This is a genomic window from Pseudomonas sp. 2848 (assembly GCF_003253945.1).
Lineage (GTDB): Bacteria > Pseudomonadota > Gammaproteobacteria > Pseudomonadales > Pseudomonadaceae > Aquipseudomonas.
Window position 1 is genome coordinate 377,645 of sequence record NZ_QKZD01000005.1, and the last position, 26,375, is coordinate 404,019.

General features: G+C 65.2%; 26 protein-coding genes. 11 read left to right on the top strand and 15 right to left on the bottom strand.

Features of this window, described 5'->3' with window-relative positions:
• From DFS21_RS12890 to DFS21_RS12900, 3 genes are all read right to left on the bottom strand, one after another.
• Positions 1-474 carry a MarR family winged helix-turn-helix transcriptional regulator gene (locus tag DFS21_RS12890; RefSeq protein WP_038706300.1) on the bottom strand — a complete coding sequence of 158 codons (474 nt, stop codon included), beginning with the start codon at positions 472-474 and terminating at the stop codon, positions 1-3.
• 306 nt (positions 475-780) lie between these two features.
• Positions 781-1,920, bottom strand: a complete 1,140-nt coding sequence (locus tag DFS21_RS12895; protein ID WP_111532448.1) for a glycerate kinase — start codon at positions 1,918-1,920, stop codon at positions 781-783.
• Positions 1,921-2,031: 111 nt separating this feature from the next.
• Positions 2,032-3,129, bottom strand: a complete 1,098-nt coding sequence (locus DFS21_RS12900; protein ID WP_110699634.1) for a sugar diacid recognition domain-containing protein — start codon at positions 3,127-3,129, stop codon at positions 2,032-2,034.
• Positions 3,130-3,287: 158 nt separating this feature from the next.
• On the opposite strand from DFS21_RS12900, the gene DFS21_RS12905 reads away from it, so the two are divergent.
• A complete protein-coding gene (locus DFS21_RS12905; RefSeq protein WP_110699636.1) occupies positions 3,288-4,619 on the top strand; it encodes an MFS transporter in 1,332 nt (443 codons plus the stop codon).
• 44 nt (positions 4,620-4,663) lie between these two features.
• Here the strand turns inward: DFS21_RS12905 and DFS21_RS12910 are convergent, their stop codons facing one another.
• Both DFS21_RS12910 and DFS21_RS12915 read right to left on the bottom strand, forming a co-directional pair.
• Complete coding sequence (locus DFS21_RS12910; RefSeq protein WP_110699638.1) at positions 4,664-5,773, bottom strand: P1 family peptidase; 1,110 nt, start codon at positions 5,771-5,773, stop codon at positions 4,664-4,666.
• Positions 5,774-5,790: 17 nt separating this feature from the next.
• Positions 5,791-7,155 carry an APC family permease gene (locus tag DFS21_RS12915; RefSeq protein WP_110699640.1) on the bottom strand — a complete coding sequence of 455 codons (1,365 nt, stop codon included), beginning with the start codon at positions 7,153-7,155 and terminating at the stop codon, positions 5,791-5,793.
• A gap of 180 nt (positions 7,156-7,335) precedes the next feature.
• Between DFS21_RS12915 and DFS21_RS12920 the strand changes: the two genes are divergently transcribed.
• A complete protein-coding gene (locus DFS21_RS12920) occupies positions 7,336-8,133 on the top strand; it encodes a helix-turn-helix transcriptional regulator (protein ID WP_110699642.1) in 798 nt (265 codons plus the stop codon).
• 5 nt (positions 8,134-8,138) lie between these two features.
• On the opposite strand, the gene DFS21_RS12925 is transcribed toward DFS21_RS12920, so the two are convergent.
• The gene (locus DFS21_RS12925; RefSeq protein WP_111532449.1) at positions 8,139-9,020 is read right to left on the bottom strand and encodes a LysR family transcriptional regulator; all 882 of its coding nucleotides are present in this window, start codon (positions 9,018-9,020) and stop codon (positions 8,139-8,141) included.
• Between the two features lie 122 nt (positions 9,021-9,142).
• On the opposite strand from DFS21_RS12925, the gene argC reads away from it, so the two are divergent.
• Both argC and DFS21_RS12935 read left to right on the top strand, forming a co-directional pair.
• Complete coding sequence (gene argC / locus DFS21_RS12930; RefSeq protein WP_111532450.1) at positions 9,143-10,072, top strand: N-acetyl-gamma-glutamyl-phosphate reductase; 930 nt, start codon at positions 9,143-9,145, stop codon at positions 10,070-10,072.
• 72 nt (positions 10,073-10,144) lie between these two features.
• On the top strand, positions 10,145-10,831 hold the full coding sequence (locus DFS21_RS12935; protein WP_110699648.1) for a GNAT family N-acetyltransferase: 687 nt from the start codon (positions 10,145-10,147) through the stop codon (positions 10,829-10,831).
• Positions 10,832-10,836: 5 nt separating this feature from the next.
• Here DFS21_RS12935 and DFS21_RS12940 read toward each other — a convergent pair whose 3' ends face one another.
• Positions 10,837-11,316, bottom strand: a complete 480-nt coding sequence (locus tag DFS21_RS12940) for a VOC family protein (protein WP_111532451.1) — start codon at positions 11,314-11,316, stop codon at positions 10,837-10,839.
• Positions 11,317-11,560: 244 nt separating this feature from the next.
• Between DFS21_RS12940 and DFS21_RS12945 the strand changes: the two genes are divergently transcribed.
• From DFS21_RS12945 to DFS21_RS12955, 3 genes are all read left to right on the top strand, one after another.
• Positions 11,561-12,052: a GNAT family N-acetyltransferase gene (locus DFS21_RS12945; RefSeq protein ID WP_110699652.1), complete on the top strand. Its 492-nt coding sequence runs from the start codon at positions 11,561-11,563 to the stop codon at positions 12,050-12,052.
• Between the two features lie 76 nt (positions 12,053-12,128).
• Complete coding sequence (locus DFS21_RS12950) at positions 12,129-12,737, top strand: hypothetical protein (RefSeq protein ID WP_110699654.1); 609 nt, start codon at positions 12,129-12,131, stop codon at positions 12,735-12,737.
• A gap of 61 nt (positions 12,738-12,798) precedes the next feature.
• Positions 12,799-13,614, top strand: coding sequence for a protein phosphatase 2C domain-containing protein (locus tag DFS21_RS12955; RefSeq protein ID WP_111532452.1), 816 nt, complete (start codon positions 12,799-12,801; stop codon positions 13,612-13,614).
• Here DFS21_RS12955 and DFS21_RS12960 read toward each other — a convergent pair.
• Positions 13,611-14,051 (bottom strand): N-acetyltransferase, encoded by a 441-nt coding sequence (locus DFS21_RS12960; RefSeq protein WP_110699658.1) that lies wholly within the window; start codon positions 14,049-14,051, stop codon positions 13,611-13,613. The genes DFS21_RS12955 and DFS21_RS12960 overlap by 4 nt on opposite strands.
• 324 nt (positions 14,052-14,375) lie before the next feature.
• Here DFS21_RS12960 and DFS21_RS26915 point away from each other — a divergent pair, with 324 nt between their 5' ends.
• Positions 14,376-14,534: a DUF2388 domain-containing protein gene (locus DFS21_RS26915; RefSeq protein WP_250888454.1), complete on the top strand. Its 159-nt coding sequence runs from the start codon at positions 14,376-14,378 to the stop codon at positions 14,532-14,534.
• A 168-nt stretch (positions 14,535-14,702) separates the two neighbouring features.
• On the opposite strand, the gene DFS21_RS12970 is transcribed toward DFS21_RS26915, so the two are convergent.
• A complete protein-coding gene (locus DFS21_RS12970) occupies positions 14,703-14,999 on the bottom strand; it encodes a hypothetical protein (protein ID WP_110699743.1) in 297 nt (98 codons plus the stop codon).
• Positions 15,000-15,286: 287 nt separating this feature from the next.
• On the opposite strand from DFS21_RS12970, the gene pbpG reads away from it, so the two are divergent.
• The gene (gene pbpG / locus DFS21_RS12975; RefSeq protein WP_110699745.1) at positions 15,287-16,213 is read left to right on the top strand and encodes a D-alanyl-D-alanine endopeptidase; all 927 of its coding nucleotides are present in this window, start codon (positions 15,287-15,289) and stop codon (positions 16,211-16,213) included.
• Positions 16,214-16,265: 52 nt separating this feature from the next.
• Here the strand turns inward: pbpG and DFS21_RS12980 are convergent, their stop codons facing one another.
• Positions 16,266-16,703, bottom strand: coding sequence for a hypothetical protein (locus DFS21_RS12980; RefSeq protein ID WP_110699662.1), 438 nt, complete (start codon positions 16,701-16,703; stop codon positions 16,266-16,268).
• Between the two features lie 258 nt (positions 16,704-16,961).
• Between DFS21_RS12980 and pvdM the strand changes: the two genes are divergently transcribed.
• Positions 16,962-18,335: a pyoverdine-tailoring dipeptidase-like protein PvdM gene (gene pvdM / locus DFS21_RS12985; RefSeq protein ID WP_110699664.1), complete on the top strand. Its 1,374-nt coding sequence runs from the start codon at positions 16,962-16,964 to the stop codon at positions 18,333-18,335.
• Positions 18,328-19,608, top strand: coding sequence for an aminotransferase class V-fold PLP-dependent enzyme (locus tag DFS21_RS12990; protein WP_102682387.1), 1,281 nt, complete (start codon positions 18,328-18,330; stop codon positions 19,606-19,608). Before pvdM ends, DFS21_RS12990 begins: the two co-directional genes overlap by 8 nt.
• A gap of 129 nt (positions 19,609-19,737) precedes the next feature.
• Here DFS21_RS12990 and DFS21_RS12995 read toward each other — a convergent pair whose 3' ends face one another.
• Genes DFS21_RS12995 through DFS21_RS13015 form a run of 5 tightly spaced genes read right to left on the bottom strand, consistent with a single transcriptional unit; the run spans position 19,738 to position 26,248 of the window.
• Complete coding sequence (locus DFS21_RS12995; protein WP_110699668.1) at positions 19,738-20,115, bottom strand: response regulator; 378 nt, start codon at positions 20,113-20,115, stop codon at positions 19,738-19,740.
• 44 nt (positions 20,116-20,159) lie between these two features.
• Positions 20,160-21,386 carry a hybrid sensor histidine kinase/response regulator gene (locus DFS21_RS13000; protein WP_102682386.1) on the bottom strand — a complete coding sequence of 409 codons (1,227 nt, stop codon included), beginning with the start codon at positions 21,384-21,386 and terminating at the stop codon, positions 20,160-20,162.
• Positions 21,380-21,955 (bottom strand): chemotaxis protein CheB, encoded by a 576-nt coding sequence (locus tag DFS21_RS13005; protein ID WP_111532453.1) that lies wholly within the window; start codon positions 21,953-21,955, stop codon positions 21,380-21,382. The genes DFS21_RS13000 and DFS21_RS13005 overlap by 7 nt, the downstream gene beginning before the upstream one ends.
• The gene (locus DFS21_RS13010; RefSeq protein WP_111532454.1) at positions 21,952-22,773 is read right to left on the bottom strand and encodes a protein-glutamate O-methyltransferase CheR; all 822 of its coding nucleotides are present in this window, start codon (positions 22,771-22,773) and stop codon (positions 21,952-21,954) included. Before DFS21_RS13010 ends, DFS21_RS13005 begins: the two co-directional genes overlap by 4 nt.
• A 4-nt stretch (positions 22,774-22,777) precedes the next feature.
• Positions 22,778-26,248, bottom strand: a complete 3,471-nt coding sequence (locus tag DFS21_RS13015; protein WP_110699674.1) for a response regulator — start codon at positions 26,246-26,248, stop codon at positions 22,778-22,780.
• Positions 26,249-26,375 lie beyond the last annotated feature (127 nt).

Genomic DNA, 26,375 nt, shown 5'->3' on the forward strand with positions numbered 1-26,375 from the left:
TCAACGATCGCCGAAACGGCGGATCGTCAGGGGGTCGCCGGCGCTGAGCAGGACTTTGGCGAGCAGTTGCTCAAGGGTCTTGAGCTCCTCGGGCTGCAGCACACCGACCAGTTCATTCATTGCCGCCGCGCCGACCTGGGGCAGGCGGTCGGCCAGGCGCTGACCGTCGGCGGTGAGGGCCAGGCGCACCTGGCGGCGGTCGTCGGGGCAGCGGTTGCGCAGGATCAAGCCCTTCTGCTCGAGGCGGTCGAGCATGCGGGTCATCGAGCCGCTGTCCAGACCCAGGTAGCGGCACAGTTCGGCCGGGGTATCGACCTGGTACTGGGTGACGATGATCAGCACCTTGAACTGGGCGGCCGTGACGCCGTCGGCTTCTAGGTGCCAGTCGAGGATGCGGTCCTTGAGCAGCGCGGCGCGGCCGAGCAGCATGCCAATGGCGCAGGTCTGGAAGTTTTCCGGGGTGAAATGGGACATCGGCGGTCTGCTCGGGCAATTGTGTGAAAATATTACTGCTTAGGCAGTGAATGTCAAAGCTTTGATTAGGAGGCTAAATAAATATTTATCGGGAGGGGCTGAAAGCGTCAGCGCTTTGCTGCGTGAGGACAGGCAAGGAGCGCCGCCTGAGGCGGCGCATCGAGATGGGTGGCACCTGCTTGGCGGGCAAGCACCGTCCCTGTGGGAGCTGGCTTGCCAGCGATGAGGCCCTTGCAAGCAACCCAAGACAGCTGCGCCTACAGGGACCGGATCACCCTCATGGAGCCTGGTTGTCTTGTGACGTCGTCAGTGCTGGCGCGCCACTTGCCACAACCGCGCCACATCCGCGGCCCGCGCCTTGAGCAACGCCCCCGCCTCGGCACAAGCCTGCTCCAGGCTCATCGGCCCGCTGGCCAGGGCGAAGGCCGCATCGACACCCTGCCCATACAGTTGCTCGTAGCCCGCACCGAGCGTGCCCGCCAGCACTACCACCGGCACGCCGTGGCGCTTGGCCACCCGCGCCACCCCGAGGGGTGTCTTGCCGCGCAGGGTCTGGGCATCGAAACGCCCTTCGCCGGTAATCACCAGATCCGCGCCCTGCACCAGGGCATCGAGCCCGGCCAGCTCGGCGACCACCTCGACCCCCGGGCGGAACTGCGCGCCCATGAACGCCTTGGCCGCAAACCCCATCCCTCCGGCCGCACCGCTGCCAGGCTCGTCACGCACATCCTTGCCCAGTACACCCGCGCAATGATCGGCGAAGTGCGCCAGGGCCTGGTCCAGGGCTTGCACCTGCTCGGGGTTGGCGCCCTTCTGCGGACCGAAGATCGCCGAGGCGCCATTGGCGCCGCACAGCGGATTATCGACATCGGCGGCAACGTCCACCCGCACCTGCGCCAGGCGTGGGTCCAGGCCGCTGGCGTCGATGCGCGCCAGCTGCGCCAGGGCCAGCCCGCCCTCAGCCAGCGGTTCGCCCCGGGCATCCAGCAGGCGCAGGCCCAACGCACGCAACATGCCGCTGCCGCCGTCGTTGGTAGCGCTGCCGCCGATGGCCAGGACAATGCGCGAGGCGCCGGCCGCCAGCGCCGCGACGATCAGCTCGCCGGTGCCCCAGGTGCTGCTGCGACACGCATCGCGCTGCCCGTTGGGTACCAGCTGGATGCCACTGGCCTGGGCCATCTCGATCACCGCCGTGCGGCTCTCGGCCAGCCAGCCCCAGGCGGCCTCGACAGGCTCGCCCAACGGGCCCCGCACCACCTGGCGGCGCAGCTCGCCCTGACTGGCGGCGACGATCGCCTCCATGGTGCCTTCACCGCCATCGGCCATTGGGCATTCGATGCGCTCGCAGGCCGGCCACACCTCGGCCAGGCCACTGGCGATGGCGCGGGCGACACCAGCGGCGTCGAGGCTGTCCTTGAACGAATCGGGGGCGATGACGATTTTCATGGGGATTCTCCTGTCCTGTTCCGCGCATGCTGACAGGTGCGCGGTGCACTGGCCTCGGTCGGATGCACAAAACCCAGGGGGGGTAGTTTGGGCGGATGCCTTTGCCAGCCGTCAGTCCGCCGGCAACAGCTGCAACCCCAGGTACAAGCTCAGCATCCCCTCCATGCGCAACGGGTCCACCTCCCCCACCTCGGCAATGCGCTCCAGCCGGTAGCGCAAACTGTTGCGGTGGATCCCCAGCGCCTCGGCGCAGGCCTGGCTCTGCCCGTCATGGGCGCACCAGGCGCGCAGGGTAAGCAGCAACTGCCCGCTGGCATCCTTGGCGCGAATGCGCTGCAAGGGTTCGAGCAGCTCGTCCAGCGCATCGTCGTTGCGATGCCGCCACAGCAGCGCCGGCAGGCGATAGCGGGCCAGGCTCAGCAGGCGCTCGTCGGGCAGCACCTCACGACCGTAGGCCAGCAGGTCGCGCACCCGCCGGTAACTGCGGCGCAGTTGCTCCAGGCTCTGCGCCGGGCTGCCCAGGGCCAGACGCTCGACGTCCCAGCCATGGCGTTGCAGGCGCTCGAGCAGGCGCGGCTCGTCCAGCGGCACGCCAGCTGGCCGGCACCATAGCAGCGACTGCCGCGCAGGGCTGACACACCAACTGTCCGGGTAGCGGCTCATCAGCCAGGCCGAAAGCGCCTCGGCAGGCGGGCCGACACGCAACTCGAACAGGCAGGCAACGCGTGGCAGATTCGGTTTGAGCCCCAGTTGCCGGGCTTCATCGACCAGCCGTGGCGAGTCGCCGCTGCCGCCCAGCAACAGCGCCAGCAGGTCGTCGCAGCGCTGGCGCCTCCACTGCTGCTCCACCTGCAGGTGACGCTGGGCCAGGAGCATCTCGGCGGTCATGCGCACCAGCTCACCGTAGGTGCGCAGTTGCTGAGGATCGCCGGTGAGGCCGAGCACGCCGATCAACCGGCCATCGAGCATCAATGGCAGGTTGACGCCGGGCTGCACGCCCTTGAGGCACTTGGCCGCCTCCACGTCCAGCTCGACGATGCGCCCATTGGCCAGCACCAGCTGCGCGCCTTCGTGGCGGGTATTGATGCGCTCGGCCTCGCCACTGCCCAGGATCAGCCCCTGGCTGTCCATCACGTTGACGTTGCACGGCAGGATGGCCATCGCCCGGTCGACGATGTCCTGGGCCAGGTCGTGGTCCAGCTCAAACATGTAATGGTCCTCACCTAGGCTTTGGTCGGCGGCACAGCAGCCCATACCTGAAGCTGTGCAAAAGCACAAAGACAGCCGCGCTACACTGCCCGAGACTTTTCCAGGCGAGCGCCGGCACAGGCGACGCGGTGACAACCATAACAACAGAGAACCCGATCATGGCACACAGCCCCGCCCCTGACCAAGGCAACGAGTTCACCCGCAACGCGCTCTACCGGCGCATCACCCTGCGGCTGATCCCGTTCATTTTCATCTGCTACCTGTTCAACTACCTCGACCGCGTCAACGTCGGCTTCGCCAAGCTGCAGATGCTCGACGCACTGAAATTCAGCGAAACCGTGTACGGCCTCGGCGCCGGCATCTTCTTCATCGGCTACGTGCTCTGCGGCCTGCCCAGCAACCTGGCGCTCAACCGCTTCGGGCCGCGGCGCTGGATCGCGCTGATGATGATCGCCTGGGGCAGCCTGTCCACCTGCCTGCTGTTCGTCACCACCCCCACCGAGTTCTACACCCTGCGCCTGTTGACCGGCGCCGCCGAAGCGGGCTTCTTCCCCGGCGTTGTGCTGTACCTCTCGCGCTGGTTCCCGGCGGACCGTCGCGGCCGCATCATGGCCTTGTTCATGTCGGCGATCCCGGTGTCCGGGCTGCTGGGCGGGCCGTTCTCCGGCTGGATCCTCGACCACTTCGCCGCGGGCCAGCACGGCCTGGCCGGCTGGCAGTGGATGTTCCTGATCCAGGGCTTGCCCACCGTGGCGCTGGGCGCGCTGGCCATCGTGCTGCTCAGCGACGGCTACCAGAGCGCCCGCTGGCTGAGCCCGGCCGAACGCCAACTGATCGAGGCGGACCTGAAAGCCGACGCCGCCGGCAAGCCGGCCACCCGCGGCGACAGCGTGATGTCGGTGCTGGGCAACCCGCTGATCTGGACCTTCGGTTTCGTCTACTTCTGCATCCAGAGCGGTGTCTATGCCATCAACTTCTGGCTGCCGTCGATCATCAAGAACATGGGCTTCGACAGCCCCCTGCTGATCGGCTGGCTCAGCGCCATCCCTTACCTGCTGGCCGGTGTGTTCATGATTGTCGTCGGCCGCTCGGCGGACCTGCGCAACGAACGCCGCTGGCACCTCGTGGTACCGATGCTGATGGGCGCGCTGGGCCTGCTGATCGCGGTGAACTTCGCCGCCCACCCGACCATCGCCATCCTCGGCCTGTCCATTGCCACCATGGGCGCGCTGACCGGCCTGCCGATGTTCTGGCCGATGCCGACCGCGCTGCTTACCGCCGGCACTGCCGTCGCGGGCCTGGCGATCATCAACTCGGTGGGACAGATGGCCGGCTTCCTCAGCCCCTACCTGGTGGGTTTCATCAAGGACCAGACCGGCTCGACCGATGCGGCGCTGTATGCGTTGGCCGGGTTGATCGTGGTCGGTAGCCTGGTGGCCTTGCGCGTTTCGCGCAGCACCAGCAGCGCCCTGGCAGGCGCTCGCCAGTAAGTGTCGACGAGGCCATCGCGGGCTGCCCCGCGATGGCCACTACGCTAGTCGCGAGGTTTCCAACCTGCTTCATGCAATGCCGTCAGCAAGGTATCCCCATCCAGCGCCGGCACCACCACCCCTCCCTTGCCCTGCATCGTGCGCCCCGCCAGCAAGGCATTGACGATCGCCTCCTCCACCGCTTCCGCCGCCGCCATGAACAACGCCGAAATATGGTCGTTGTTGAGCATGCGCAACTCGGTGCATTGTTCCAGCCCCTTGCGTGCATAGTCCGCCGGCGGCAGATTCTGGTTACCGGTGGAGAACGCCAGGAAGATATCGCCGCTGGAGTCCTCGGTGCCGCCACCGGTGCGGGCGATGCCGATCGACGCGCGCTGGGCCAGGCGCTGGCACTGGTGTGGCAGCAGCGGCGCGTCGGTGGCGATCACCACCACGATCGAGCCCATCCCCGGGGTGCCGGTCACAGGTTCGGCGAAAGGCGACGGCAAATGCCCCAGCTGACGCCCCACCGGGTAGCCATCCACCCGCAACTCGCGCCGCTGGCCATGGTTGGCCTGGACCAGGGCGCCTACGGTCCAGCCACCCTGCCCGTCCTCCAGGCGCCGCGAGGCGGTGCCGATGCCGCCCTTGAACTCGTGGCAGATCATCCCCGTGCCACCGCCCACCGGCCCTTCCTGCACCGGCCCCGAGATGGCCGCTTCCTGTGCCTGATGCACCTGCGCCGGGGTCACGTGCTGGCCCCAGATGTCATTGAGCAGGCCATCGTAGGTTTCCATCACCACCGGCATGCACCAGTACACCGCCTCGTCCGGCAGGCGCTCACGCTCGGCGGCGATCAACGCATCGCGCACCACGCCGACGCTGTGGGTATTGGTGATGGCGATCGGAGTGGTCAGCAAACCGGCCTCGCGGATCCACTCCAGGCCCGTGGCGTCGCCGTTGCCGTTGAGCACGTGGCAGCCGGCGAAACAGGGTTGCTGACGAGCCGCGCCTGCGCGGGGCTCGATCAGCGTCACCCCGGTGCGGATCGGCGCCGGGCGGTGTTCGTCGATCAGGGTGCTGTGGCCGACCCGCACCCCCGGTACGTCGGTGATGGCATTGAACGGGCCCGGGGTGCCGTGGCCGAGGGCTATGCCCAGTTGATGCGCACGCATGTGTACTCCTTGGATGCTCACAATTTCTGGAAGGTCGGGCTCAGCCGGCCGTGGGTGCTGTACAGCGTCACCGACACGGCCAGCAGCCCGAGGATGATCAACAGGTCGCGCAGGGACGCCTCGCGCAGCAGGGTCACCAGCAGCCAGCCAGCGCCGCTGACCGCCAGCAGCGCCGGCAACGGCCACAGCGGCATGCGGTACGGATGCTCGCGGTCGCGGCGCAATACCCGGCTGCACAGGGCGCATGCGGCCACCACCAGGTAGATCAGCAGCAACAGCAGCACGGTGAACGAAGTCAGCTGCTCCAGGCTGCCGGACAGGCTCAGCAAGGCCGACGGCACGGCGAGGAACAGCGTGGCCAGCCACGGCGACTCCCAGCGCGGATGGATCAGGGTGAAGGCACGGTTGAGCGTGGGGGTCCAGATCGCGTCGCGCCCGCTGCTGTACACCACCCGGCCGACCTGGATGACAATGGCCACGATGGCGTTGAACACCGAGAGGAAGATCCCCGCGCTGACCAGCCGCGCCAGGGTCTCGTTGCCATGGGCGGTCAGCAGGTAGCCGATCGGATCGCCGCTGGCCAGCATCGCCTGCAGCGACGGCGCGCCGATCAGCAGCGCGGCCAGCGGGATCACCTCGATCGCCACCACCACCGCCAGTGACCACAGCACCGCCCGGTGCACAGTGCGGCCACGGTCCTTCATGTCTTCGGCCAGCAGCACAGCGCCACCATAGCCATTGAAGGCGAACAGTGCCATGCCCACCGCGCCCAGCACCAGTGCCCAGGGTGCCGCCGTCAGCGCCCCTTGCTCGAGCATCTGCGGCTGCAACAGGCTCGCCGCCGGTTGGCTGGCATTGCCGAACCCCAGAATCACGATCACCAGCAGCGCGGCGACCTCGCAGAACAGGAACACCCCGGTGATCCAGGCATTCAGGCGGATGTTGAGAATACCCAGCGCATAGCTGGAGACGACGATCACCAGCGCCACGGTCTGGGTGTCGAAACGCGTGCCCAGGGCATTGTTCAGGTAGGTGGCGGCGCCACCTGCAAGCACTGGCGGAATGAACAGCATCGAGGCCAGCACGGTGAGAAAGGTGGCATAGCCCGCCAGCCCGCCGAACACGCGCTTGGCGTACACATACTCGCCGCCGGCAGAGCTGTGGGCGCGCCCCAGTTCGGCGTAGCACCAGGCGAACATCAACGCCAGCGCACCCGCCATGATGAAGGACAGAAACGCACCACTGCCGGCCTGTTGGATGGCGAACGGGGCAATGACGAACACGGAACTGGCCGGGGTCACCGCGGAAACAGTGATGGCGACCACGTCGAACACACCCAGGCGCTGCTTGAGCGCGCTTGCGGGCTCTTCGCTGGAGCTCATGGCGTTTTTCCTCTGATTGTTATTGGTTGTGAGGGGAAAACCGGTCGCGCGGCCGCTGGACCTGAGCCGGACTGTAGGCCTGGGCAAGCCTTTGGCCAATTACCCTTAGGGGGTACGCCCCTTGACGGAGCGGTGCAAAGCTCTGAACACTGCGGGCCTACCACCAGCCGCGGCGGCCCCATGCACCACCTATTCACCGAAGCCAGCACCCACGCTGGCCTTGCCCGCACCGTCGAGCAGATCGGCCAGCCGCGCTTCTGGCGCCAGTTGATCCTGCTGCTGCAGCAATGGCTGGCATTCGACAATGCCCTGGCGATGTTCTACCCCCGCGCCGGGCTGCCCCGGGCACTGGAAATTTTCGACGCGCAAGGTGAAGGCAACCCCGAGGCCATGGCCCTGTACCTGAGTGGCCTGTATCAGCTCGACCCGTTCTACCAAGCCTGCCAGGAGCGCATTGGCGATGGCCTGCACCGCCTGGAAGAAGTGGCGCCGGACCAGTTCCGCCAGAGCGAGTACTACCTCAAGTACTTCCACGACCATGTCCTGGAGGATGAGGTGCAGTTCATCGTCCAGCTCGGCGACAGCGGCGCCCTGTCCCTGTCGCTGGGCCGGCGCGAACGGTTCGACAGCGCCAGCCACGGCCTGCTGGCGCTGGTCTGCCCGTGGGTGGTCGCGCTGATGGCCCATCATTGGCTGCAACACAGCCTGCGCCCGGCGCCAGCGGCGGGCATGGCTCACCAGGTGCGCGACGCCATGAGCCTGTTCGGCGCCAAGGTGCTGTCGGAGCGCGAGCTGGAGATCGCCCGGCTTATCCTGCGCGGTTATTCATCGAAAGCCATGGCCGAGCGGCTGGCCATTTCACCGGAGACCATCAAGGTGCACCGCCGGCACCTCTACGCCAAGCTGGACATCTCGTCGCAACCTGAGCTGTTCTCATTGTTTCTGCAATCGTTGGGGCACGATCCGCAGGACCCTTGAAAATCTCACTGGCGCAACCGCCCAAGTGCCTCCAGTACATGCCCGGTCGCCCGCTCCACCCCACCTTCGCGGCAGGCGATGCCCAGCTGGCGCCACAAACCTGGCCGCAGCGGCCGTTGGGCAATGCGCGCCTGCGGCTGACGCACCTCACCTTCCTGCGGCAGCAAGGTGGCGCCATACCCGGCGGCCACCAGGCTCTTGATCGCATCGTTATAGTTCAGCTCGATTCGCGGTTCGGGGTACAACCCCGCCGTGGCGAACCACTCCGAGGTGACCCGCGACAGCTGGGTGGTGCTGTCGTTGAGAATCAGCGCCCTACCGGCCAGCCAGGCCGGGGTGACCCGCGCCGGCGGCTGCCAGTCGGCGGGCACGTAGGCCATGATCGGATCGCGTCGCCACGGCGTGATCCTCAAGCCCTTGCCCGCCACCTGCGGCAGCGCCACCAGGCCGATGTCCAGGGTGCCTTCGCGCAGACGCGCCAGGGAGGCCTGGGAGGTGAGCACCTGCACCTGCACGTCGATCCCGGGGTGGTCCACCCGCAGGGTTTCCAGGGCTTGGGGCAACAGGTGGGCGATGGCGCCGGTCGAGGCGCCGAGGCGCACCCGCCCGGTCAGGCCCTCGACCTGGCGGCGCACCTCGTCCAGCGCCTGGTCGGCATCGGCCAGCAGGCGCCGGGCGCGGGCCAGCAGCGTCGCGCCGATGGCCGTGGGGCGAACCTGGCCGCGCGTACGGGTGAGCAATGGGGCACCGATGCGCGCCTCCAGTTCGGCCACATGCAGGCTGATGGTCGGGGGCGCCAGGTTGAGCTGGCGTGCGGCCTGCGCGAAGGACGCGCAGTCGGCGATCACCACCAGGGTGCGCAAGCGGTCGAGGCTGATTTCTCGCATGGGGTCTCGCAAGAGCGGCTATCAATTCAGAATTACTGAATGTGGCCATCATGATATTCAAATTTTCTTTCGTCCAGTGAGCAGCGAGGATTAGCCATCACTCTCGTCACCGGATAATCGGCATGCACCAACCTCTCGTCTTCATCGATGGCGACCAAGGCACCACCGGCCTGCAGATCCACGCCCGCCTGCAAGGCCGCGATGACTTGCGCCTGCTCACCCTGCCCGACGCCGAGCGCAAGGACCCGGCCCGCCGCAGCGAGGCTATCAACAGCGCCGACATCGCCCTGCTCTGCCTGCCCGACGAAGCCGCCCGCGAGGCCGTGGCCACCCTGCGCAACCCGGCGGTGCGGGTGATCGACGCAAGCTCAGCGCACCGTACAGCTCCAGGCTGGGTCTACGGCCTGCCGGAGCTGAACGCCGAGCAGTCCGAGCGCATCGCCACGGCCACCCGGGTCAGCAACCCCGGCTGCTACCCTACCGGCGCCATCGCCTTGCTGCATCCGCTGGTCAAGGCCGGCCTGCTGCCCGCCGACTACCCGCTGAGCATCCATGCCATTTCCGGCTACTCCGGCGGTGGCCGTGCCGCCGTCGAGCGCCATGAACGGCGCAGCGATGATTACCTGCCGACGCTGCAGCTGTACGGCCTGGAACTGGCCCACAAGCATGTACCGGAGATCCAGCGACACGCCGGGCTCAGCGCAAGGCCGGTGTTCGTCCCGGGCTATGGCGACTATCGCCAGGGCATCGTGCTGAGCATCCCCCTGCAGTTGCGCCTGCTGCCCGGCGTCAGCGCCGAGCAGTTGCAAGCCTGCCTGGAACAACACTACCAGGGTGCCCGGCACGTGCAGGTCATGCCCCTGCACCAGCATGGCGCGGCCGCGGCGCTCGATCCGCAGGCGCTGAACGACAGCAATGACCTGCGCCTGGCCCTGTACGCCAACCCCGAGCACGGCCAGGTGCTGCTGACCGCGGTGTTCGACAACCTGGGCAAGGGCGCGTCTGGCGCCGCCGTGCAGAACCTCGACCTGCTGCTGGCTGGGCTGCGCTAGCATCTGCGGGTAGAATGGACACCCGCCTCGTCCGGGGCGGGTGTTTCACACCTTGCCGGAGTTCCACCCGCGATGTTCATCCTCCGCCGCCTCGACGGCGTGCCGCCCGAATCCTTCCAGAACCAGATCCGCCAACTGGTGATCGACCATGTCGGCCAGCTCAGCAGCGTCGCCATCAGCCCGGACAACCCGCTGTACCCGCTGTACCAATATGGTGTCGGCCTGGAGGTGCACCAGTACCTGATGGCCCTGGACGGCAACCGCGGCCTGCGGGTCGAACTGACCCTCGCCCTGGATGCCGACGCGCCGGACCGGTTGCTCGGCTTTGCCCTGGTACTGCCGGCCCAGGACAACCCGCAAGCCTGCGTCCTCGCCTACCTCGCCGTGGACGCCAGCCACCGCCGCCAAGGCATCGCCCGTGGCCTGCTGGATGCCGTGCGTGGCCGCTATGCCTGTGTCGAGCTGAGCGCCTTTGCACAGCAAGTGCCGTGGTTCGAGAACATGGGCCTGCAGGTAGTCGCCAGCGCCGGGCCGCAGGTATTGATGAGCAGTACCGGCAAGGCCAGCGACGCACTGATCGGGCGGCTGGACATCGCGCCGATCTACCAGACCGTCGAGGTGCGGCAGATCCATGCCTACCTGCTCAAGCAGCAGGGCGAAGCGGCGATGGTCGAGGCCGAACGGCTGCGCGACGCACGGTTGGATACGCTGGCCGAGCAAGCGAGGGCATGCGTCAGCGAACGTAAACGCGTGCACTGATAGGTTCAGCCCTTGATGGCTTTCTCGATGGCGGCGATATCGATCCTGCCCATCTGCAGCATTGCCTCGAACGCCCGCTTCGCCACGCCGCGATCGGCGCTGGCAACGGCCTCGGTGAGTATCCGTGGACTGATCTGCCAGGACAGGCCCCATTTGTCCTTGCACCAGCCACAGACACTTTCACTGCCACCATTGCCGACTATCGCGTCCCAGTAGCGGTCGGTCTCTTCCTGGCTGTCGGTCGCCACCTGGAACGAGAACGCCTCGCTGTGGCTGAACGCCTTGCCGCCGTTCAGACCGATGCAGGGCACGCCCATCACGGTGAACTCGACGGTAATCACGTCGCCCGCCTTGCCCGAGGGGTAGTCGGCGGGCGCCTTGTGCACCGCGGTCACGCGGCTGTCGGGAAAGGTGCTGGCATAGAAGTTCGCCGCCTCCTCGGCATCGTTGTCGAACCACAGGCAAACACTGTTCTTGGCGATCATGGGCGCTCTCCTGGGCGGGTCTCACTGCCCACGAGTCTAGCCCCCGGATCCGCCAGTCCCCGACAAGCGCGATCAACGGCTGGCCAGTCAGATGAGATCGAGCGCAGAAGCCTTCGTGGCGAACACTTTGAAATAAACGCAGACAGCAACAAGGGTGCTGTATGCCGGGTTTGCTCGCCATCTGTGTCTAACGGCAATTGTCCGCCACGCCTAGGATCGAAGCCTGCAACCATGGAGAGCTGCCATGAACGAACTGCCCACCACCAGCGATTTTTCCGGGCTGGTCCTGCGCCGCTTGCTGCCGGGCGACCAGGCCATGGTCTGCGCCCACCGCGAGGCCATGTTCCTGGAGGCCGGTGGCGACCCTCTGAACCTGCAAGCCATGACCGAACACTTCCGCCCCTGGCTGCAACCGCGCCTGGCCGATGGTCGTTACTACGGGTTCGTGCTGCTGGATGACGAGCAGCCGGTGGCGGCCATCGGCCTGATGTCGATCGACTGGCCGCCGCACCCGGCACATCCCCGTCACGACCAGCGCGGCTATGTGCTCAATGTCTACGTGGAACCTTCCCATCGCCGCCGGGGACTGGCGTCGAAACTGATGCGTCTGGCCGAGGCAGAGTTCACCCGGCGCGGCCTGGCCTTTGCCGTCCTGCATGCCACCGAGGTAGGCCGCCCGGTCTACGCAGGCATGGGCTGGGCACCTACCACGGAAATGGCCAAGCACCTCGGCTGAGCGCTCAAGTCAGCCGCGCAAGCGCCGATACCTCTCGTGCATCCGCCCTGATTGTGCAGTTACTCAAGGAAGATTCATGTTGCGTTACAACCTCCCAGCCCTGCTGGTCCTTTCGCTGTTCCTGTCACTCACCGGCTGCAATGGCCTGCCTCGCACCACCACCGACAACGCCCCGCCACTGGGCCCGGTTCTACCGGACAGCGAGGCGCGCAATGCCTGGATCGCCCAGGCGCTCGCCCGGGATCCGCTGGCCAGCCAGAACCGCCAACCAGCACCGCGCCAGAGCAATGCGCAGGTCGTCGCCAAGCTGCGCCAGAAACGCGATGTTCAGCTGCCGGACGCCTACTGGACACAATGGCAACGTAACCTCGATGCTTTCGATGCCGACACCCTGCGCCACAAGGAAGCGCAGCGTGCCCTTTACATCGCCACCTTCACCGATCAGCTCAAGCGCGTCGACGACCTCACCCTGCAACGCCTGGCCAACGCGCCCGACACATTGGACGCAGCCACTCGCGAGGACTGGAAGCTCCGCCTGATCGATCGTTACAGCCGCTACATCATCGACAGCGAAGTAAACCGCGACATCATCGACGCCCACCTGCGGCGCATGGCGCTGATGGACCGGCAGTACGGCGTCTGCGCCCTGGACAGCGACTGCTGGGACCGCCCACCCACGCCGTGATATTTGACGCTCGGTGGCCTAGCGTTCAAGGTTGTCGCACCCCATCGATCCGGAGTTCTCCATGCATTTCGACCTGATCCAGTCCCTGAGCCTGGCCGGCAAGACCGATGTGCCCAATGACGACCGCCTCGGCAGTGCCGACCGCCATGCCTGGGTGATCGACGGCGCCACCGACCTCGGCGCCCCAGGCCTGCTGGGTGAGCGCGGCGGCGCGGCCTGGCTCTCAGCCACAGCCCAGCGTGCCTTCGCCATGGCGTCGGGGCCGCTGCGCAAGGTCTGCGAGTCCGTCTTCGACTCGATCGCCCAGGCCTATCTGCAAGACCGTCAGCGCGAGCCCGTGGCCACCTGGGAGTTGCCACGTGCCGCCTTTGCCGCCGTGGCGCTGGAAGGCGAAGAGCTGGTCTGCGCGCACCTGGCCGACTGCGTGGTGCTGCACCGCAGCGCGCGCGGCATTCACTTCCTCACCCCGGAGCCCGACCGCGAGGCCGAGCGTGCAGAAGCCGCGGCACTGGGTCGCGGCACCGGCGCCCACGGCGTGCGCACCCCGGCGGTGCTGGCCGACCGTCGCGTCGCTCGCGAGCGCCCCCGGGCCGTACTCGGCGTCGATGCCGGTTTGTCCCGCGAGGGCACCCTCTACAGCCGTGCACCAGTTGCCGTGGGTGACGATGTCCTGCTGATGAGCGATGGTTTCGCGGCGCTGTTCGACACCTACCGGGCCTACGAACCGGCCGGTTTCATCGAGCGCCTGCAAAGCCACGGCCTGGATGACCTGGCACGGACACTGCGCGGTATCGAGCAGGACGATGCCGCGTGCCTGCGCTACCCGCGCTTCAAGATGAGCGACGACGCCTCGGCGATCTGGTTGCGGGTTGGTTAAGTCCCCGCGAGCCAGGCCAAGCGCTTGTGCAAAAAATAGCGGGTATGTCCAGGCGGGAAATCGGCAATCTCGCCAAAGACTTCGAACCCCAGCTTGCGGTAAAAGTCCGGCGCCTGGAAGCTGAAGGTGTCGAGCCAGATCCCGCCACAGCCCTTCTCCCTCGCCAGAGCCTCGGCCCTGGCCATCAGTTCACGCCCACAGCCCTGCCCGCGCATCCGCTCGGGCACCACCAGCAGTTCGACGAACATCCAGCCCCCGCCGAGCCTGGCATAAAGGCCACCGACGATTTCATCGTTGGCAGGATCGCGTAGCGTCCAGGCGACAGTGGCCGCGCCGGGCGAGCCGATCACACCATCGTTGAATGCGCGCAAGGGTTTTAGAATTGCATCGTGATGCAGGCTGGTCGCCTGGTCGGTGAAATCGATACCGAGTGTCATGGCAGGTCGTCCGGTTGACCATGGAGGGGCGGCGCCAAGCGCGCCGTGTTAAATTTGCTTGACGTTACATCAAGGCTTTACGTACAGAGCGTAACGCCAGAAACCTGTTTCCCTGCTATGGTAGCGCCCTTCTACCGGGCAGCAGGAAGCAAGTTGGGGATGGACCTCTTGAGAACTCTAGGCATGATTTTATTGGCCTGTGCTTGCGCTCCTACAATGGCGCACGAAACGAGTGACCCATTCGAAAGCGCGACGTATGGCACGACACTACTCCCCTTTATAATTGTTGGGGGGACCACGGCGCTGACGGTCTGGAATACCAATATGAAATCGGCAAAAGCCGACGCACTGGCGTTTATCGGTTCAGGTGGCGAGATACGGGGAGCTCAATTTGAGCAAGCAGTCCGGTACTACCATTCAGCCTACAGCCAACCTTATATGTCTGATGAGCAGCTGGCTCTTGCGATCGTAACTTCGATCTAGGCGCTGTATGAAAAGCCTTTGGACGAAGGTCAGGCAAGGCGAAAACCGCCTAGGAACGGTCGGAGTCGCGTTCGACTTTACGGGTTGTAAATGAGCATTCCGACCGGGCTGGCGCACCAGGCTGTTTCAACGCAGCATTACCGAGTATCAAGGCTTTTCATACAGAGCCTAAGAGCCCTGCGCCTTCACCTGGCAAATGCCGTTGGCCCGGTTCCTTCCGGTGTATGAGACGCTCGGGGAGCCGTCCGGGTTGATCGATAGCGAAATGGTCACTCCGCTGGCTTTGGCTTCGAAGTAGTTCTCGTTGAACTTCTTCAGTTTGCCCTCTTTGCCATTGATGTAGATCGGGCCGCCCTCGTCCGCGTGGACTTCAATTTTCCCAGGGCATGTTGCGTTCAGCAGTGGAACACCAGCCTGAGCCGCGCCTGACGCTACCAGCAAAGCCAACAGCAGTAATCGCTTCATCTCACGCGCCTTGAGTGGTTGATCAAGATCGAAGCAATAGCTCAAATCGGCGCTGCCCGCCAGCGTCTTCCCCACTTCAATGAATTCAGCGAGTGACTTGTCCGAGCTTGCCAAGCTGGAATCGGCAGTCATTGGTGCAGAATTGGTACAGGATTAAATTTCGTTCACCTTACGCCCTTTGGATATAAGGCATTCGACAGCCGTTCGGCCATACTCCAGAATGCAACGGTTTTTTGGGGGAAACCCTTGCACAGCCAACGACATACCAACATTTAGTGAGCCTCAACGTGAAAACTTCCCTGTCCATCCTCAGCCTGCTGCTGTTGCTCACAGGAACCGCGACCCTACCGTCGACCGCTGCTGCACAACCCCCGGCCCAGGTCCAGCGTGACCCGAGCAAACTGCACCTGGCGTCCGGCAGCGCCCTGTTGATCGACCTCAACACCAACAAGGAGCTGTATTCCAGCCACGCCGATCGCGTGCGCCCCATCGCCTCGGTCACCAAGTTGATGACCGCGATGGTCGTGCTCGACGCCAAGCTGCCCATGGACGAAATGCTCACCATGACCATCGCCAACAACCCGGAAATGAAAGGCGTGTATTCCCGGGTACGGCTGGGCAGCGAGCTGAACCGTCGCGAGACGTTGCTGATCACCCTGATGTCGTCGGAAAACCGTGCGGCCAACTCACTGGCCAACCACTACCCCGGTGGCTATGGCGCGTTCATCAAGGCGATGAACGCCAAGGCCCGCAGCCTGGGCATGAGCCACACCCGCTACGTCGAGCCGACCGGCCTGTCGACCTTGAACGTCTCCACCGCCCAGGACCTGGCCAAGCTGCTGATGGCCTCGCGCAAGTACCCGATGCTCAGCGAGCTGTCGGTTACCCGCGAAAAGACCGTGGCGTTCCGCAAGCCCAATTACACCCTGGGTTTCCGTAACACCGACCACCTGGTGAACAAGAGCAACTGGGACATCAAGCTGACCAAGACCGGCTTCACCAACGAGGCGGGGCACTGCCTGGTGCTGTTGACGAAGATGGACAACCGTCCGGTGGCCATGGTGATCCTCGATGCCTTCGGCAAGTACACCCACTTCGCCGACGCCAGCCGCATGCGCCAATGGCTGGAAACCGGCGCGGCGAAGCCGGCTCCGGCGGTGGCCATGCAGTACAAGAGCGAGCGGCAGAACCGCGCCCGCGTGGCGGTGGACTGAAGACCTGGCCATGGGGCTGCAAGGCAGCCCCATGTCACATTGACCGCAGGCCTCAGGCGCTGGTGTCGACCGAGCCGCCGGCGCTGTTGCCGCCGGACTGGCGCAGTGCTTCGAGCAATTGCGCGGTAGCCGCCATGATCAGGCCGGTGAGGGTGGCGATACTGGCCTGCTTGGCCGTGACCGCCGCCATCTTGGACGGATCGCGCCTTGCTTGCTCCATCAACTGGGCCAGTTGTTTCTGCTCTTCGGCCAACTGCTTCTGCAGGCGCTTGATCTGCTCGCGCTGCTCCTTGATGGCCGGCTCTTCGTTACTTTCAAGGCTGCTTTCAAGCTGTGCGGCCTTGGTCTCGCTCTTGAACGCGTCGCCCTTGAACGCCAGGCCGCCCCGCTCGTCTACCGTAGGCGTGCCGGGCGAGGCATTCGAAGTGGCCGCAGGCGTGGCGCCGGCAACGCTGGGGATGTTGAGATTGGCTGCGGTTATTCCAACCATTTCTTACCTTCCTTGAGGTGGATTCTTACTAGGCAGTTATCGGCCAGCCCTCCCCGTTCTTGAATCATCAATCAATGGAAACGGACCTGCGCCGCGCCGACACCCTCGCGGGCAAGCCAGCCCTTGCCGTATGCGTTGCGTTTCCGGCATTTAGCCTCGCCTGCACGGGTAAATTTGCCGACCATTCGTTCGTCCACCTGATACCCAGGCCCTGCCCAGCCGGCAGGCCGACCCGATCAGCCCCGCAACGAGATGGCAATGACCAAGACCCGTTCCCGCAAAGCCTTGTACATCGGCCTGCCCCTGGCCCTGGTGGCCGCCCTGGGTGGAGCCGCCGGCTATTACTTCTGGAAACAGGACGGCGGCTACCCCCGTGCAATCGTGCAGCAGGCCAACGACCTGCATGAGCACATGCTCTCCTTCGACAGCCATGTCACCGTGCCGTTGGGCTACGGCAGCACCGGTTACGAAGCAGACAAGGACGGCCATGGCCAGTTCGACCTGGCCAAGGCGGCCAAGGGCCGGCTGTCCGGCGCGGCGCTGACCATCTTCGGCTGGCCGGAGCTGTGGAACGGCCCGAACGCGCCGCACCGCCCCACCCCTGGCTTTATCGACGAGGCCCGCAACCAGCAGGAAGTGCGCTACAAGATCATCAGCGGCATCGTGCGCGACTTCCCCAACCAGGTCGGCATCGCTTACACACCGGACGACTTCCGGCGCCTGAACGGCGAAGGCAAATTCGCCATCTTCATCAGCATGCTTAACGCCTACCCACTGGGCAGCGACCTGTCGCAGCTCGACCTGTGGACCAAGCGCGGCATGCGCATGTTCGGCTTCAGCTACACCGGCAACAATGCCTGGGCCGATTCCTCGCGGCCACTGCCATTCTTCAATGACACCCCCGACGCCTTCGGCGGCCTGTCGCCACTGGGCGAGCAGGCGGTCAAGCGGCTCAACGACCTGGGGGTGATCATCGATGTCTCGCAGATGTCCACCCAGGCCCTGGAAGATGTCGCCCGCCTGAGCCGCGCGCCGTTCGTGGCCTCGCATTCGGCGCCACGGGCGCTGGTGGACATTCCGCGCAACCTGTCCGACAAAGAGATGCAACTGATCAAGGACAGCGGCGGCGTGCTTCAGGTGGTGGCCTTCACCACTTACCTCAAGCCCCTGAGCAAGCCGACCCTGGAGAAACTCGAAGCCCTGCGCGCACGCTTCGACCTGCAACCGTTGCAAGGTTTGACCAACGCACTGATGCCGGGCGACCCGATCATCGCCATCTGGCCAGAGGCGCGCTTCGGCGAATACGCCAGCAGCCTGTACGCCATCGTCGACGAAGAGCCCCGCGCCGGCCTCAAGGAGTATGTCGACGCCATCGACTACGCCGTGAAGAAGATGGGCATCGATCATGTCGGCATCAGCTCCGACTTCAACGATGGTGGCGGCGTTACTGGCTTCATGAACGTCGGCGAGATCCGCAACGTGACCGCCGAACTGCTGACCCGTGGCTATTCCGAAACCGATATTGCCAAGCTCTGGGCAGGCAACTTCCTGCGCGTCTGGGGGCAGGTGCAGAAAGCCGCCAACCCCGTGGCCCAGCTCGCCAATACCGCCCAGGAAACCCGCCATGACTGATCGGCGCGCCTTCCTCAAGCAGGCCGCCGCCCTGGCGGCCAGCCTGCCGTTGCTGCCAAGCGCCCTGGCCGCCACCGCCACCCCGGCGTCATTGCAGGGCCCGGACAAATGGCGTCAGTTGCGCCAGCTGTTCCCCCTCGCGCCGGATGTCGCGCACTTCGCCAACTTCCTGATCACCGCCCACCCGCGGCCGGTACAGGATGCGATCGACCGCCACCGCGCCACCCTCGACCACAACCCTGCGGTGTGCATGGACTGGGAGAGCCAGTACGAATGGCAGCGCGAGGATGAGGTCCGCGAGTGGGCAGGCCGCTATCTGGACGTGCGCCCCCGCCAGGTCGCCCTTACCGGCAGCACCACCGAGGGCCTGGGCATGATCTACGGTGGCCTGCACGTGGCGTCGCACCAGGAGATCCTGACCACCGAGCACGAGCACTACTCGACCCACAACTGCCTGGCCTTCCGTCAGCGCCAGCACGGCACCCAGGTGCGCAAGCTGCGCCTGTTCGACAAGCCGGGCGACGTGTCCACCGACCGGGTGCTGAGCGTGATCGACCGCAGCATTCGCCCTGAAACCCGGGTGCTGGGCATGACCTGGGTGCATTCGGGCAGCGGCGTCAAGCTGCCGGTGGGCGCCATCGGCGAGCTGGTGCGCCAGCACAACCGCAACCGCGACGAGGCCGAGCGCATTGTCTACGTGGTGGATGGCGTGCATGGCTTCGGCGTGGAAAACGCCCGCTTCGCCGACTTCAACTGCGACTACTTCATCGCCGGCACCCACAAGTGGATGTTCGGCCCACGCGGCACCGGGATCATCTGCGCGGCGTCCGAGCAGATGCAGCACCTGACACCGACCTTCGCCACCTTTTCGCGCAACGAGGACTTTGGCACCATCATGACCCCGGGCGGGTACCACGCCTTTGAGCACCGCTGGGCGCTGGGCGAGGCCTTCAAGCTGCACCTGGAGCTGGGCAAGGCCGATGTCCAGGCGCGTATCCACCAGCTCAACGACTACCTCAAGGCGCGGCTCGCCGAACACCGCGCCGTGGAGCTGGTAACTCCGGCCAGCCGCGAGTTCTCCGCAGGCTTCACCTTCTTCCGCATCAAGGATCGCGATCCCGATGCCGTGGCCGCCTACCTGAATGCCAACAAGGTCATGGTCGATGCCGTGGACCGCGACGCCGGGCCGGTGATCCGCTTCGCGCCGAGCCTGCTCAACGACGAACAGCAGGTTGACCGGGCCATGGCATTGCTGCGTACGCAGATCGGGTAAGCCTCGTCGCAGGCTCCCCAGGGCTGCGTGCGGGCTTGCCCCGCGATCACCGGCCCCGCCGGTGTCATCCTGCATGCGCGCCATCGCGGGGCAAGCCCGCTCCCACTTTAACCGGCCACGTGCTCGCAGCTAGCGCAGCAACGTCTGGATCTGCTCGTGGAGGGTATCCAGGTCGAACGGCTTGGCCAGGATCGGCGCCTTGCGTGCGATCGGGCTGCCGGACTCGAGAATCTCCGCCGGGTAGCCGCTGATGAAGATCACCTTCAGGTCAGGTCGCAGTTTCACTGCAGGCTCTGCAATCTCCACCCCGGAAATCCCGCCCGGCAGGCGGAAATCGGTGACCATCAGGTCCAGGTGCGGCTTGCTGGCCAGGATCGCGAACGCCTGCTCGCCATCCTCGGCCACCAGCACGTGGTAGCCCTCGCCTGCCAGGTAATCGCGCAGGATCATGCGGATCGCCGGCTCGTCCTCGACCACCAGTACCACGTCTTGTGCATCTTCACTCATGACAACGCCTTCGAATTCAATAGGTTGGCTATCAGACCGCAGCTTTACGCAGAGGTTGCCCGGGTCTGGTCACAGGCGTGCGGCAACACCGATAGCGGCAGCTGGACAGTGAACGTCGACCCTGCTCCAACCTGGCTGTGGACCTGGATCCGCCCGCCATGGGCGAGGATGATCTGCTCGGAAATGTACAGCCCCAGGCCCAGGCCGCCACTGGCCTGCTGCGCGGCGACACGCTCGAACTGCTGGAAGATCCGCTGCTGGTTCTGCGCATCGATGCCGATACCCTGGTCCTGCACCTGCACGCAGGCCATGGCATCCTCTTCGAACACCCGCACCTGCACAGGCTTGCGATTGCCGTAGCGCAAGGCATTGGACAACAGGTTGGCCACCACCTGTTCAATCCGGAATTCGTCCCACTCGCCCTGCAAGGCATCGCAACGCTGCAGCTCGATGACGGTATCCACCGCGCTGGCCTGGGCGGCGAAGTTCTCCACCAGCCCGCGTACCAGCTGGCCAAGGTCGAAGGTGCGCGGCCGGATCGACAGCTTGCCGGTGCGAATCCGCGAGACATCGAGCATGTCCTCGACCAGGCGGATCAGGCTGTTGATCTGACGCTCGTCGCGCTCGACCATGGCCTTGAGCTTGTCCTCGCTGAACGCCGCGAGGTTGCCGCGGGACAGGTGCATGCGGCGCAACTGGGTTTCCAGGATCAGCCCGTTGAGTGGCGTACGCACCTCATGGGAGACGATCGACATGAAGTCGTCGCGCATGCGCACCGCCCGCTCCAGCTCGCCACGGGCCAGCTGCAACTGGTTGAGCAACAGTTCCTGCTCCTGGCGGCCCTGCTCCAAAGCCTGCAACTGACGGTCCAGCGCCTTGCGCTGACGGAACAGGTCGACAAACACCGACACCTTGCTCTTCACCGCCAGGGTTTCCAGTGGTTTGTGCAAGAAATCCACCGCCCCGCTCTCGTAACCCTTGAAGGCATAGTTCATCTCGCGCCCGGCGGCACTGACGAAGACGATGGGGATGTTGCGGGTCTTCTCCATGCCGCGCATCAGCTCGGCCAGCTCGAAACCGTTCATGCCCGGCATCTGCACATCGAGAATGGCCAGGGCGAACTCGTGCTCGAGCAGGAGCGACAACGCCTCGTCGGCGGACTGGGCCTGGTACACCTCGCGGTCATCGCCGTGGATCAGGGCGTCCAGGGCCAGCAGGTTTTCCGGCAGGTCGTCGACGATCAGCAGTTTCGCGGTGATGTGACTTAGCATGCGCTGGGTTCCAGGGTAGCGAGCAACTGCCCGATACCACTCAGGGAAAGAATATGGTCCGGGTCGTGCAGGGCCAGGGCGGCCTCCGGCATCAACGCGACCTGTGCTTCGCGGGGGTCCTGGACGACCGTCCGGCCACCGCTTTGTCTGATATGCAGAAGCCCTCGGGCACCGTCTTCATTGGCCCCGGTGAGCAATACGCCGAGCAGCTCCGGGCCATAGGCGTCGGCGGCCGACTCGAAAAGAATATCAATGGCCGGTCGCGAGAAATGCACCGGTTCCTCCTGGCTCAACGACAAGGTGCAATCACGCTCCACCGACAGGTGATAGCCCGGCCCCGCCACATAGATCAGCCCCGGCTCTATCCGCGCCTTGTCGAAGGCCTCGCGAACCGGGCGGCGCAGGCGGCGTTGCAGCACCTCGGCCAGCTGGCTGTGGCGATCATCGGGCAGGTGCAGCACGCACAACACCGGGATGGCAAAATGGTCGGGCAGCGCGCCGAGCACGCTGAACAGTGCCGACACGCCACCCGCCGAGGCGCCAATGACAATCGCACGCACGCTGTTCATGTCTTGCGGTAGATCCGCTCGGGCCGCACCAACGGCTCGAAACGCTCGCCGTAGGCCGAGAAGTCCACCGACTCCTTGCTGCCCAGCACCAGGAAACCGCGGTGGCACAGCGACTCGTGGAACAGCCCCAGGGCACGGTCCTGCAGGCCCTTGTTGAAGTAGATCAACACATTGCGGCACGACACCAGTTGCGTCTCGGAGAACACGCTGTCAGTGGCCAGGCTGTGATCGGCGAAGGTCACGTTGTCACGCAGGCTGGCGTCCATGATGGCGTTGCCATAGGCGCTGGTGTAGTACTCGGAAAAGTCGCGCCGGCCTCCGGCCTTGCGGTAGTTCTCTTCGTACTCACGCATGCTCTGCATCGAGTAGATACCCTGCTTGGCCCGCTCCAACGAGTGTGGATTGATGTCGGTGGCATAGAGGATGGTGCGCTCGAGCAGGCCTTCCTCGCGCAGCAGGATGGCCATGGAGTACACCTCCTCGCCGGTGCTGCAACCGGCGATCCAGATCTTCAGCGACGGCCAGGTGCGCAGCAGCGGCACCACTTCGTTGCGCAGTGCCAGGAAGTGCCCGGGGTCGCGGAACATCTCGCTGACCGGGATCGTCAGGTACTGCAGCAGCTCGAGGAACATGCCCGGGTCGTGCAGCACCCGCTCCTGCAACGACGATACCGTGCGGCAGTCGAACTGGCGCACGGCATGGAGGATCCGGCGCTTGATCGAAGCGCCGGAGTAATCGCGAAAATCGTAGCTGTACTTGAGGTAGATCGCCTCGATCAGCAGCCGGATCTCGATATCGGTATTGCGTTCACTGGTCAAGATTTCAGATTCGCTCCAATTGCGGCAGCCAGACCCGGATCAGCGAGAACAGGCGGTCCAGCTCGATCGGTTTGGCCAGGTAGTCGTTGGCCCCAGCCTGCAGGCAACGCTGCTGGTCGTCCTTCATCGCCTTGGCGGTCACGGCGATGATCGGCAGCTTGCGCCAGCGCGGTTGCTGGCGGATCAGCCGGGTCGCCTCGTAGCCGTCCATTTCCGGCATCATCACGTCCATCAGTACCAGGTCGATGTCGTCGTTGGCTTCCAGGCATTCTATGGCCTCACGCCCGTTGCGCCCGATCTCGACGATGGCGCCCTTGTGTTCCAGGGCGCTGGTCAGGGCGAAGATATTGCGCACATCATCGTCCACCAGCAGGATCTTGCGCCCCTCGAACACCTTGTCGCGGCTGCGGGCGGTCTTGAGCATGCGCTGGCGTTCGTTGGACAGCTGCGACTCGACCTTGTGCAGGAACAGCGTCACCTCGTCGAGCAGGCGCTCGGGCGAACGCGCGCCCTTGATGATGATCGAGCGCGAATACTTGAGCAGGTCGGCCTCCTCCTCGCGGGTGAGGTTGCGCCCGGTGTAGACGATCACCGGCGGGAAGCTGCGAATGTCTTCGGCAGTCATGCGCTTGAGCAGCTCATTGCCGAGCATGTCGGGCAGCTTGAGGTCGATGATCATGCAGTCGTAGATGTTCTCGCGCAGCAGCGCCAGGGCGTCCTGGGCCATGGCTACGGCAGTGATCTGGATATCGTCGTCGCCGATCAGGCGGGCGATGCTCTCGCGCTGCAGGTCGTCGTCCTCCACCAGCAGGATATGCTTGAGCTTCTGCGTCAGCTTGGCCTCCAGGCGACCGAACACTGCCTTGAGCTCCTCGCGGCTGGTGGGCTTGACCGCGTAGCCCACCGCGCCCATGTGCATGGCCGCCTCGACCCGGTCCTCGACCGAAATGATATGCACCGGAATGTGCCGGGTACTGGCCTGCTCCTTCAGGCGCTGCAGCACGGTGAGCCCGGAATGGTCAGGCAGGCGCATGTCCAGCAGGATAGCGTCGGGCAAGTACTGGGCGGCCAGCTCGAAGCCCTCGTCGGCGGCATGGGCAACCAGGCAGCTGTAACCCAGCTCGTGGGCCAGGTCGAAGAGGATGCGGGCGAAATTCGGCTCGTCCTCGATCACCAGGATGCAGCGGTTGCCGAACGGCGCCCGCTCGCGGTCATCGGCAAAGGCCGGGGTCGGACGCTCGCTGCGCACGGGTGTCGGCACTGGCGGTGGCGGCGGCAGTTCGTCGACCGCCGGGCGAAGGCTGTGCACCTCGACCTGCTGCGCGGAGGGCTCGAAGTGCTCGGGCAAGATCAGGCTGAACACGCTGCCCTGCCCCGGGCTGCTGTCGACATTGATCTGTCCGCCAAGCAGGTGGGCCAGGTCACGGGAGATGGACAAGCCCAGGCCCGTGCCGCCATAGCGCCGGTTGCTGGTGCCATCGACCTGGTGGAAGGCGCCGAAGATCGCCTGCTGCTGGTCGGCGGCAATGCCTATGCCGGTGTCGCGCACCGCGAAGACGATGCCCAGGCCCGTCTGGTGGCTGATGCGCAGGCTGACCTGGCCGCGCTCGGTGAACTTGATGGCGTTGGACAGCAGGTTCTTGAGAATCTGTTCCAGGCGCTGACGGTCGGTGAACAGGGACGCCGGCAACGGCTGCTCCAGCTGCACGGCGAAGGACAGGCCCTTGTCCTGCGCCAACGGCCGGAACATGCCCTGCAGGCCTTCGACCAGGCGCTCCAGCGGGGTGCTTTCGGCGCGCACTTCCAGCTTGCCGGCCTCGACCTTGGCGATGTCGAGAATATCGTTGATCAGGTTGAGCAAGTCGTTGCCAGCCGAATAGATCGACTCGGCGAATTTCACCTGCTCCTCGCTGAGATTGCCTTCGGCATTCTCGGCCAGCAGCTTGGCCAGGATCAGCGAGCTGTTGAGCGGCGTGCGCAGTTCATGGGACATGTTGGCAAGGAACTCGGACTTGTACTTGCTCGAGCGCTGCAGGTCGTCGGCGCGGGCCTGCAACTCGACCTGGGCCTGGTTCAGCTCGCTGTTCTTGCGGTCCAGGGCCTCGGTGCGCTCGGCCAGTTGCTCATTGGTCTGCTCAAGTTCGGCCTGCTGGGTCTCCAGGTGGGCCTGGGATTCCTTGAGCACCCGCGACTGCTCCTCGAGCTCCTCGTTGGCGGTCTTGAGCTCCTCCTGCTGCACCTGCAGTTCTTCGTTGAGCTGCTGGGTCTCGGCCAGCACTTCCTGCAGGCGCTGGCGATAGCGGGCGCTTTCGATGGACACGCCGACGTTCTCGGCCACGCGCTCCAGTAGCTCGCAGTCGCGCGTCTGCAACATGCGCAGGAACCCCAGCTCCAGCACGCCATTGATCCGTCCGTCCTCGCGGGCCGGCACCAGCACGCCGCTGCGCGGCAGGCCGCTGCCCAGGCCGGAACTGAGCCGGTAGTAATCCTCGGGCAGATTGTCCAGGGACAATAGGCGGCCCTGGATCACCGCCTGGCCAAGCAGGCTGCCATGATCGCCCAGGCGGGGGTCGCGGGCCTGCTGTTCGGCATCGAGCCCGTAGCTGGCGACACGCACCAGGCTGCCATGCTCGTCGCGCACGTACAGGGCCCCGACCACACTACCCAGGTAGCCGGCAAAAAAACGCAGGATGTTGTCGCCCAGCATCGGCAGGGTCAGCTGGCCCAGGACCTGCTCGGACAACTGCGTCTGCCCGGCCCGTAGCCAGGCCTGGTGTTCGAGGCGCTCGGTGGCGCGCTGCTGGGCCTCCAGGTTTTCCACGTAACTGGCCGACAAGGCCAGCAGGTCACGCCGCCCCAGGTAGGCGAGCAACGCGCTCAGGGCTACGATGAACAGCACGAACGCCGAGATGGCGGTCATGGTGACCGTGCTGACCGTCTCGTTGCGCGTCGTGCGCAGTTGCTGCTCGGTGTTGATGAAGGTCTCGAACTCCTTGCGGATCTCGTCGGTCAGGCGCTTGCCGCGGCCACGGCCAATCGACGACACCACATCACCCTGCTGGCTGCGCCGCTGGCTGATGACTTCGTTGCCGAAGGTGTTCCACTCGCGCTGCAGCGCCGCAATGCGGTCGATGCGGTCGACTTGCTGAGGGTTGTCGGCCACCATTGCCCGCAGGCTGTCCAGGCTGCCGAAGATGCGTGGCTTTGCCACTTCATAGGGGTCGAGGAAACGCTCTTCGCCTGTCAGCAGATAGCCGCGCATGCCGGTTTCCATGTCGATCGACAGCTTGATCGTCTCGTTGGCATTGCCGATCACCCGATCGGTGTGCTCGACCCACTGCATGGCCGAAAGCAGGTAGTAGATCACCGCGACAAAGGCCACGGCGCCCAGTAGCCCCACTCCCAGGGGCAGGCCGACGTTGCGGCTCAGCAGTTTGCGAAAACTGCGTTGGTCCATCGAGGCTGCTTGAATCATGTGAAAGTGCCCGAGCGAAATAAGTCCATTGAACAGACCGGCGTCTACGTCGTGTAAGTATTGCCCTGCGCCAGACCGACCGCGAATACAGCGAGTCTAACCAGCTTTTGCGGAACCGGCAGGGCAT

Excerpts from the sequence above, each read along its gene's own strand:
- DFS21_RS12890 (WP_038706300.1), bottom strand. The coding sequence starts at position 474 with ATGTCCCATTTCACCCCGGAAAACTTCCAGACCTGCGCCATTGGCATG.
- DFS21_RS12895 (WP_111532448.1), bottom strand. The coding sequence starts at position 1,920 with ATGAAAATCGTCATCGCCCCCGATTCGTTCAAGGACAGCCTCGACGCC.
- DFS21_RS12900 (WP_110699634.1), bottom strand. The coding sequence starts at position 3,129 with ATGTTTGAGCTGGACCACGACCTGGCCCAGGACATCGTCGACCGGGCG.
- DFS21_RS12905 (WP_110699636.1), top strand. The coding sequence starts at position 3,288 with ATGGCACACAGCCCCGCCCCTGACCAAGGCAACGAGTTCACCCGCAAC.
- DFS21_RS12910 (WP_110699638.1), bottom strand. The coding sequence starts at position 5,773 with ATGCGTGCGCATCAACTGGGCATAGCCCTCGGCCACGGCACCCCGGGC.
- DFS21_RS12915 (WP_110699640.1), bottom strand. The coding sequence starts at position 7,155 with ATGAGCTCCAGCGAAGAGCCCGCAAGCGCGCTCAAGCAGCGCCTGGGT.
- DFS21_RS12920 (WP_110699642.1), top strand. The coding sequence starts at position 7,336 with ATGCACCACCTATTCACCGAAGCCAGCACCCACGCTGGCCTTGCCCGC.
- DFS21_RS12925 (WP_111532449.1), bottom strand. The coding sequence starts at position 9,020 with ATGCGAGAAATCAGCCTCGACCGCTTGCGCACCCTGGTGGTGATCGCC.
- argC (WP_111532450.1), top strand. The coding sequence starts at position 9,143 with ATGCACCAACCTCTCGTCTTCATCGATGGCGACCAAGGCACCACCGGC.
- DFS21_RS12935 (WP_110699648.1), top strand. The coding sequence starts at position 10,145 with ATGTTCATCCTCCGCCGCCTCGACGGCGTGCCGCCCGAATCCTTCCAG.
- DFS21_RS12940 (WP_111532451.1), bottom strand. The coding sequence starts at position 11,316 with ATGATCGCCAAGAACAGTGTTTGCCTGTGGTTCGACAACGATGCCGAG.
- DFS21_RS12945 (WP_110699652.1), top strand. The coding sequence starts at position 11,561 with ATGAACGAACTGCCCACCACCAGCGATTTTTCCGGGCTGGTCCTGCGC.
- DFS21_RS12950 (WP_110699654.1), top strand. The coding sequence starts at position 12,129 with ATGTTGCGTTACAACCTCCCAGCCCTGCTGGTCCTTTCGCTGTTCCTG.
- DFS21_RS12955 (WP_111532452.1), top strand. The coding sequence starts at position 12,799 with ATGCATTTCGACCTGATCCAGTCCCTGAGCCTGGCCGGCAAGACCGAT.
- DFS21_RS12960 (WP_110699658.1), bottom strand. The coding sequence starts at position 14,051 with ATGACACTCGGTATCGATTTCACCGACCAGGCGACCAGCCTGCATCAC.
- DFS21_RS26915 (WP_250888454.1), top strand. The coding sequence starts at position 14,376 with ATGAAATCGGCAAAAGCCGACGCACTGGCGTTTATCGGTTCAGGTGGC.
- DFS21_RS12970 (WP_110699743.1), bottom strand. The coding sequence starts at position 14,999 with ATGAAGCGATTACTGCTGTTGGCTTTGCTGGTAGCGTCAGGCGCGGCT.
- DFS21_RS12980 (WP_110699662.1), bottom strand. The coding sequence starts at position 16,703 with ATGGTTGGAATAACCGCAGCCAATCTCAACATCCCCAGCGTTGCCGGC.
- pvdM (WP_110699664.1), top strand. The coding sequence starts at position 16,962 with ATGACCAAGACCCGTTCCCGCAAAGCCTTGTACATCGGCCTGCCCCTG.
- DFS21_RS12990 (WP_102682387.1), top strand. The coding sequence starts at position 18,328 with ATGACTGATCGGCGCGCCTTCCTCAAGCAGGCCGCCGCCCTGGCGGCC.
- DFS21_RS12995 (WP_110699668.1), bottom strand. The coding sequence starts at position 20,115 with ATGAGTGAAGATGCACAAGACGTGGTACTGGTGGTCGAGGACGAGCCG.
- DFS21_RS13000 (WP_102682386.1), bottom strand. The coding sequence starts at position 21,386 with ATGCTAAGTCACATCACCGCGAAACTGCTGATCGTCGACGACCTGCCG.
- DFS21_RS13005 (WP_111532453.1), bottom strand. The coding sequence starts at position 21,955 with ATGAACAGCGTGCGTGCGATTGTCATTGGCGCCTCGGCGGGTGGCGTG.
- DFS21_RS13015 (WP_110699674.1), bottom strand. The coding sequence starts at position 26,248 with ATGATTCAAGCAGCCTCGATGGACCAACGCAGTTTTCGCAAACTGCTG.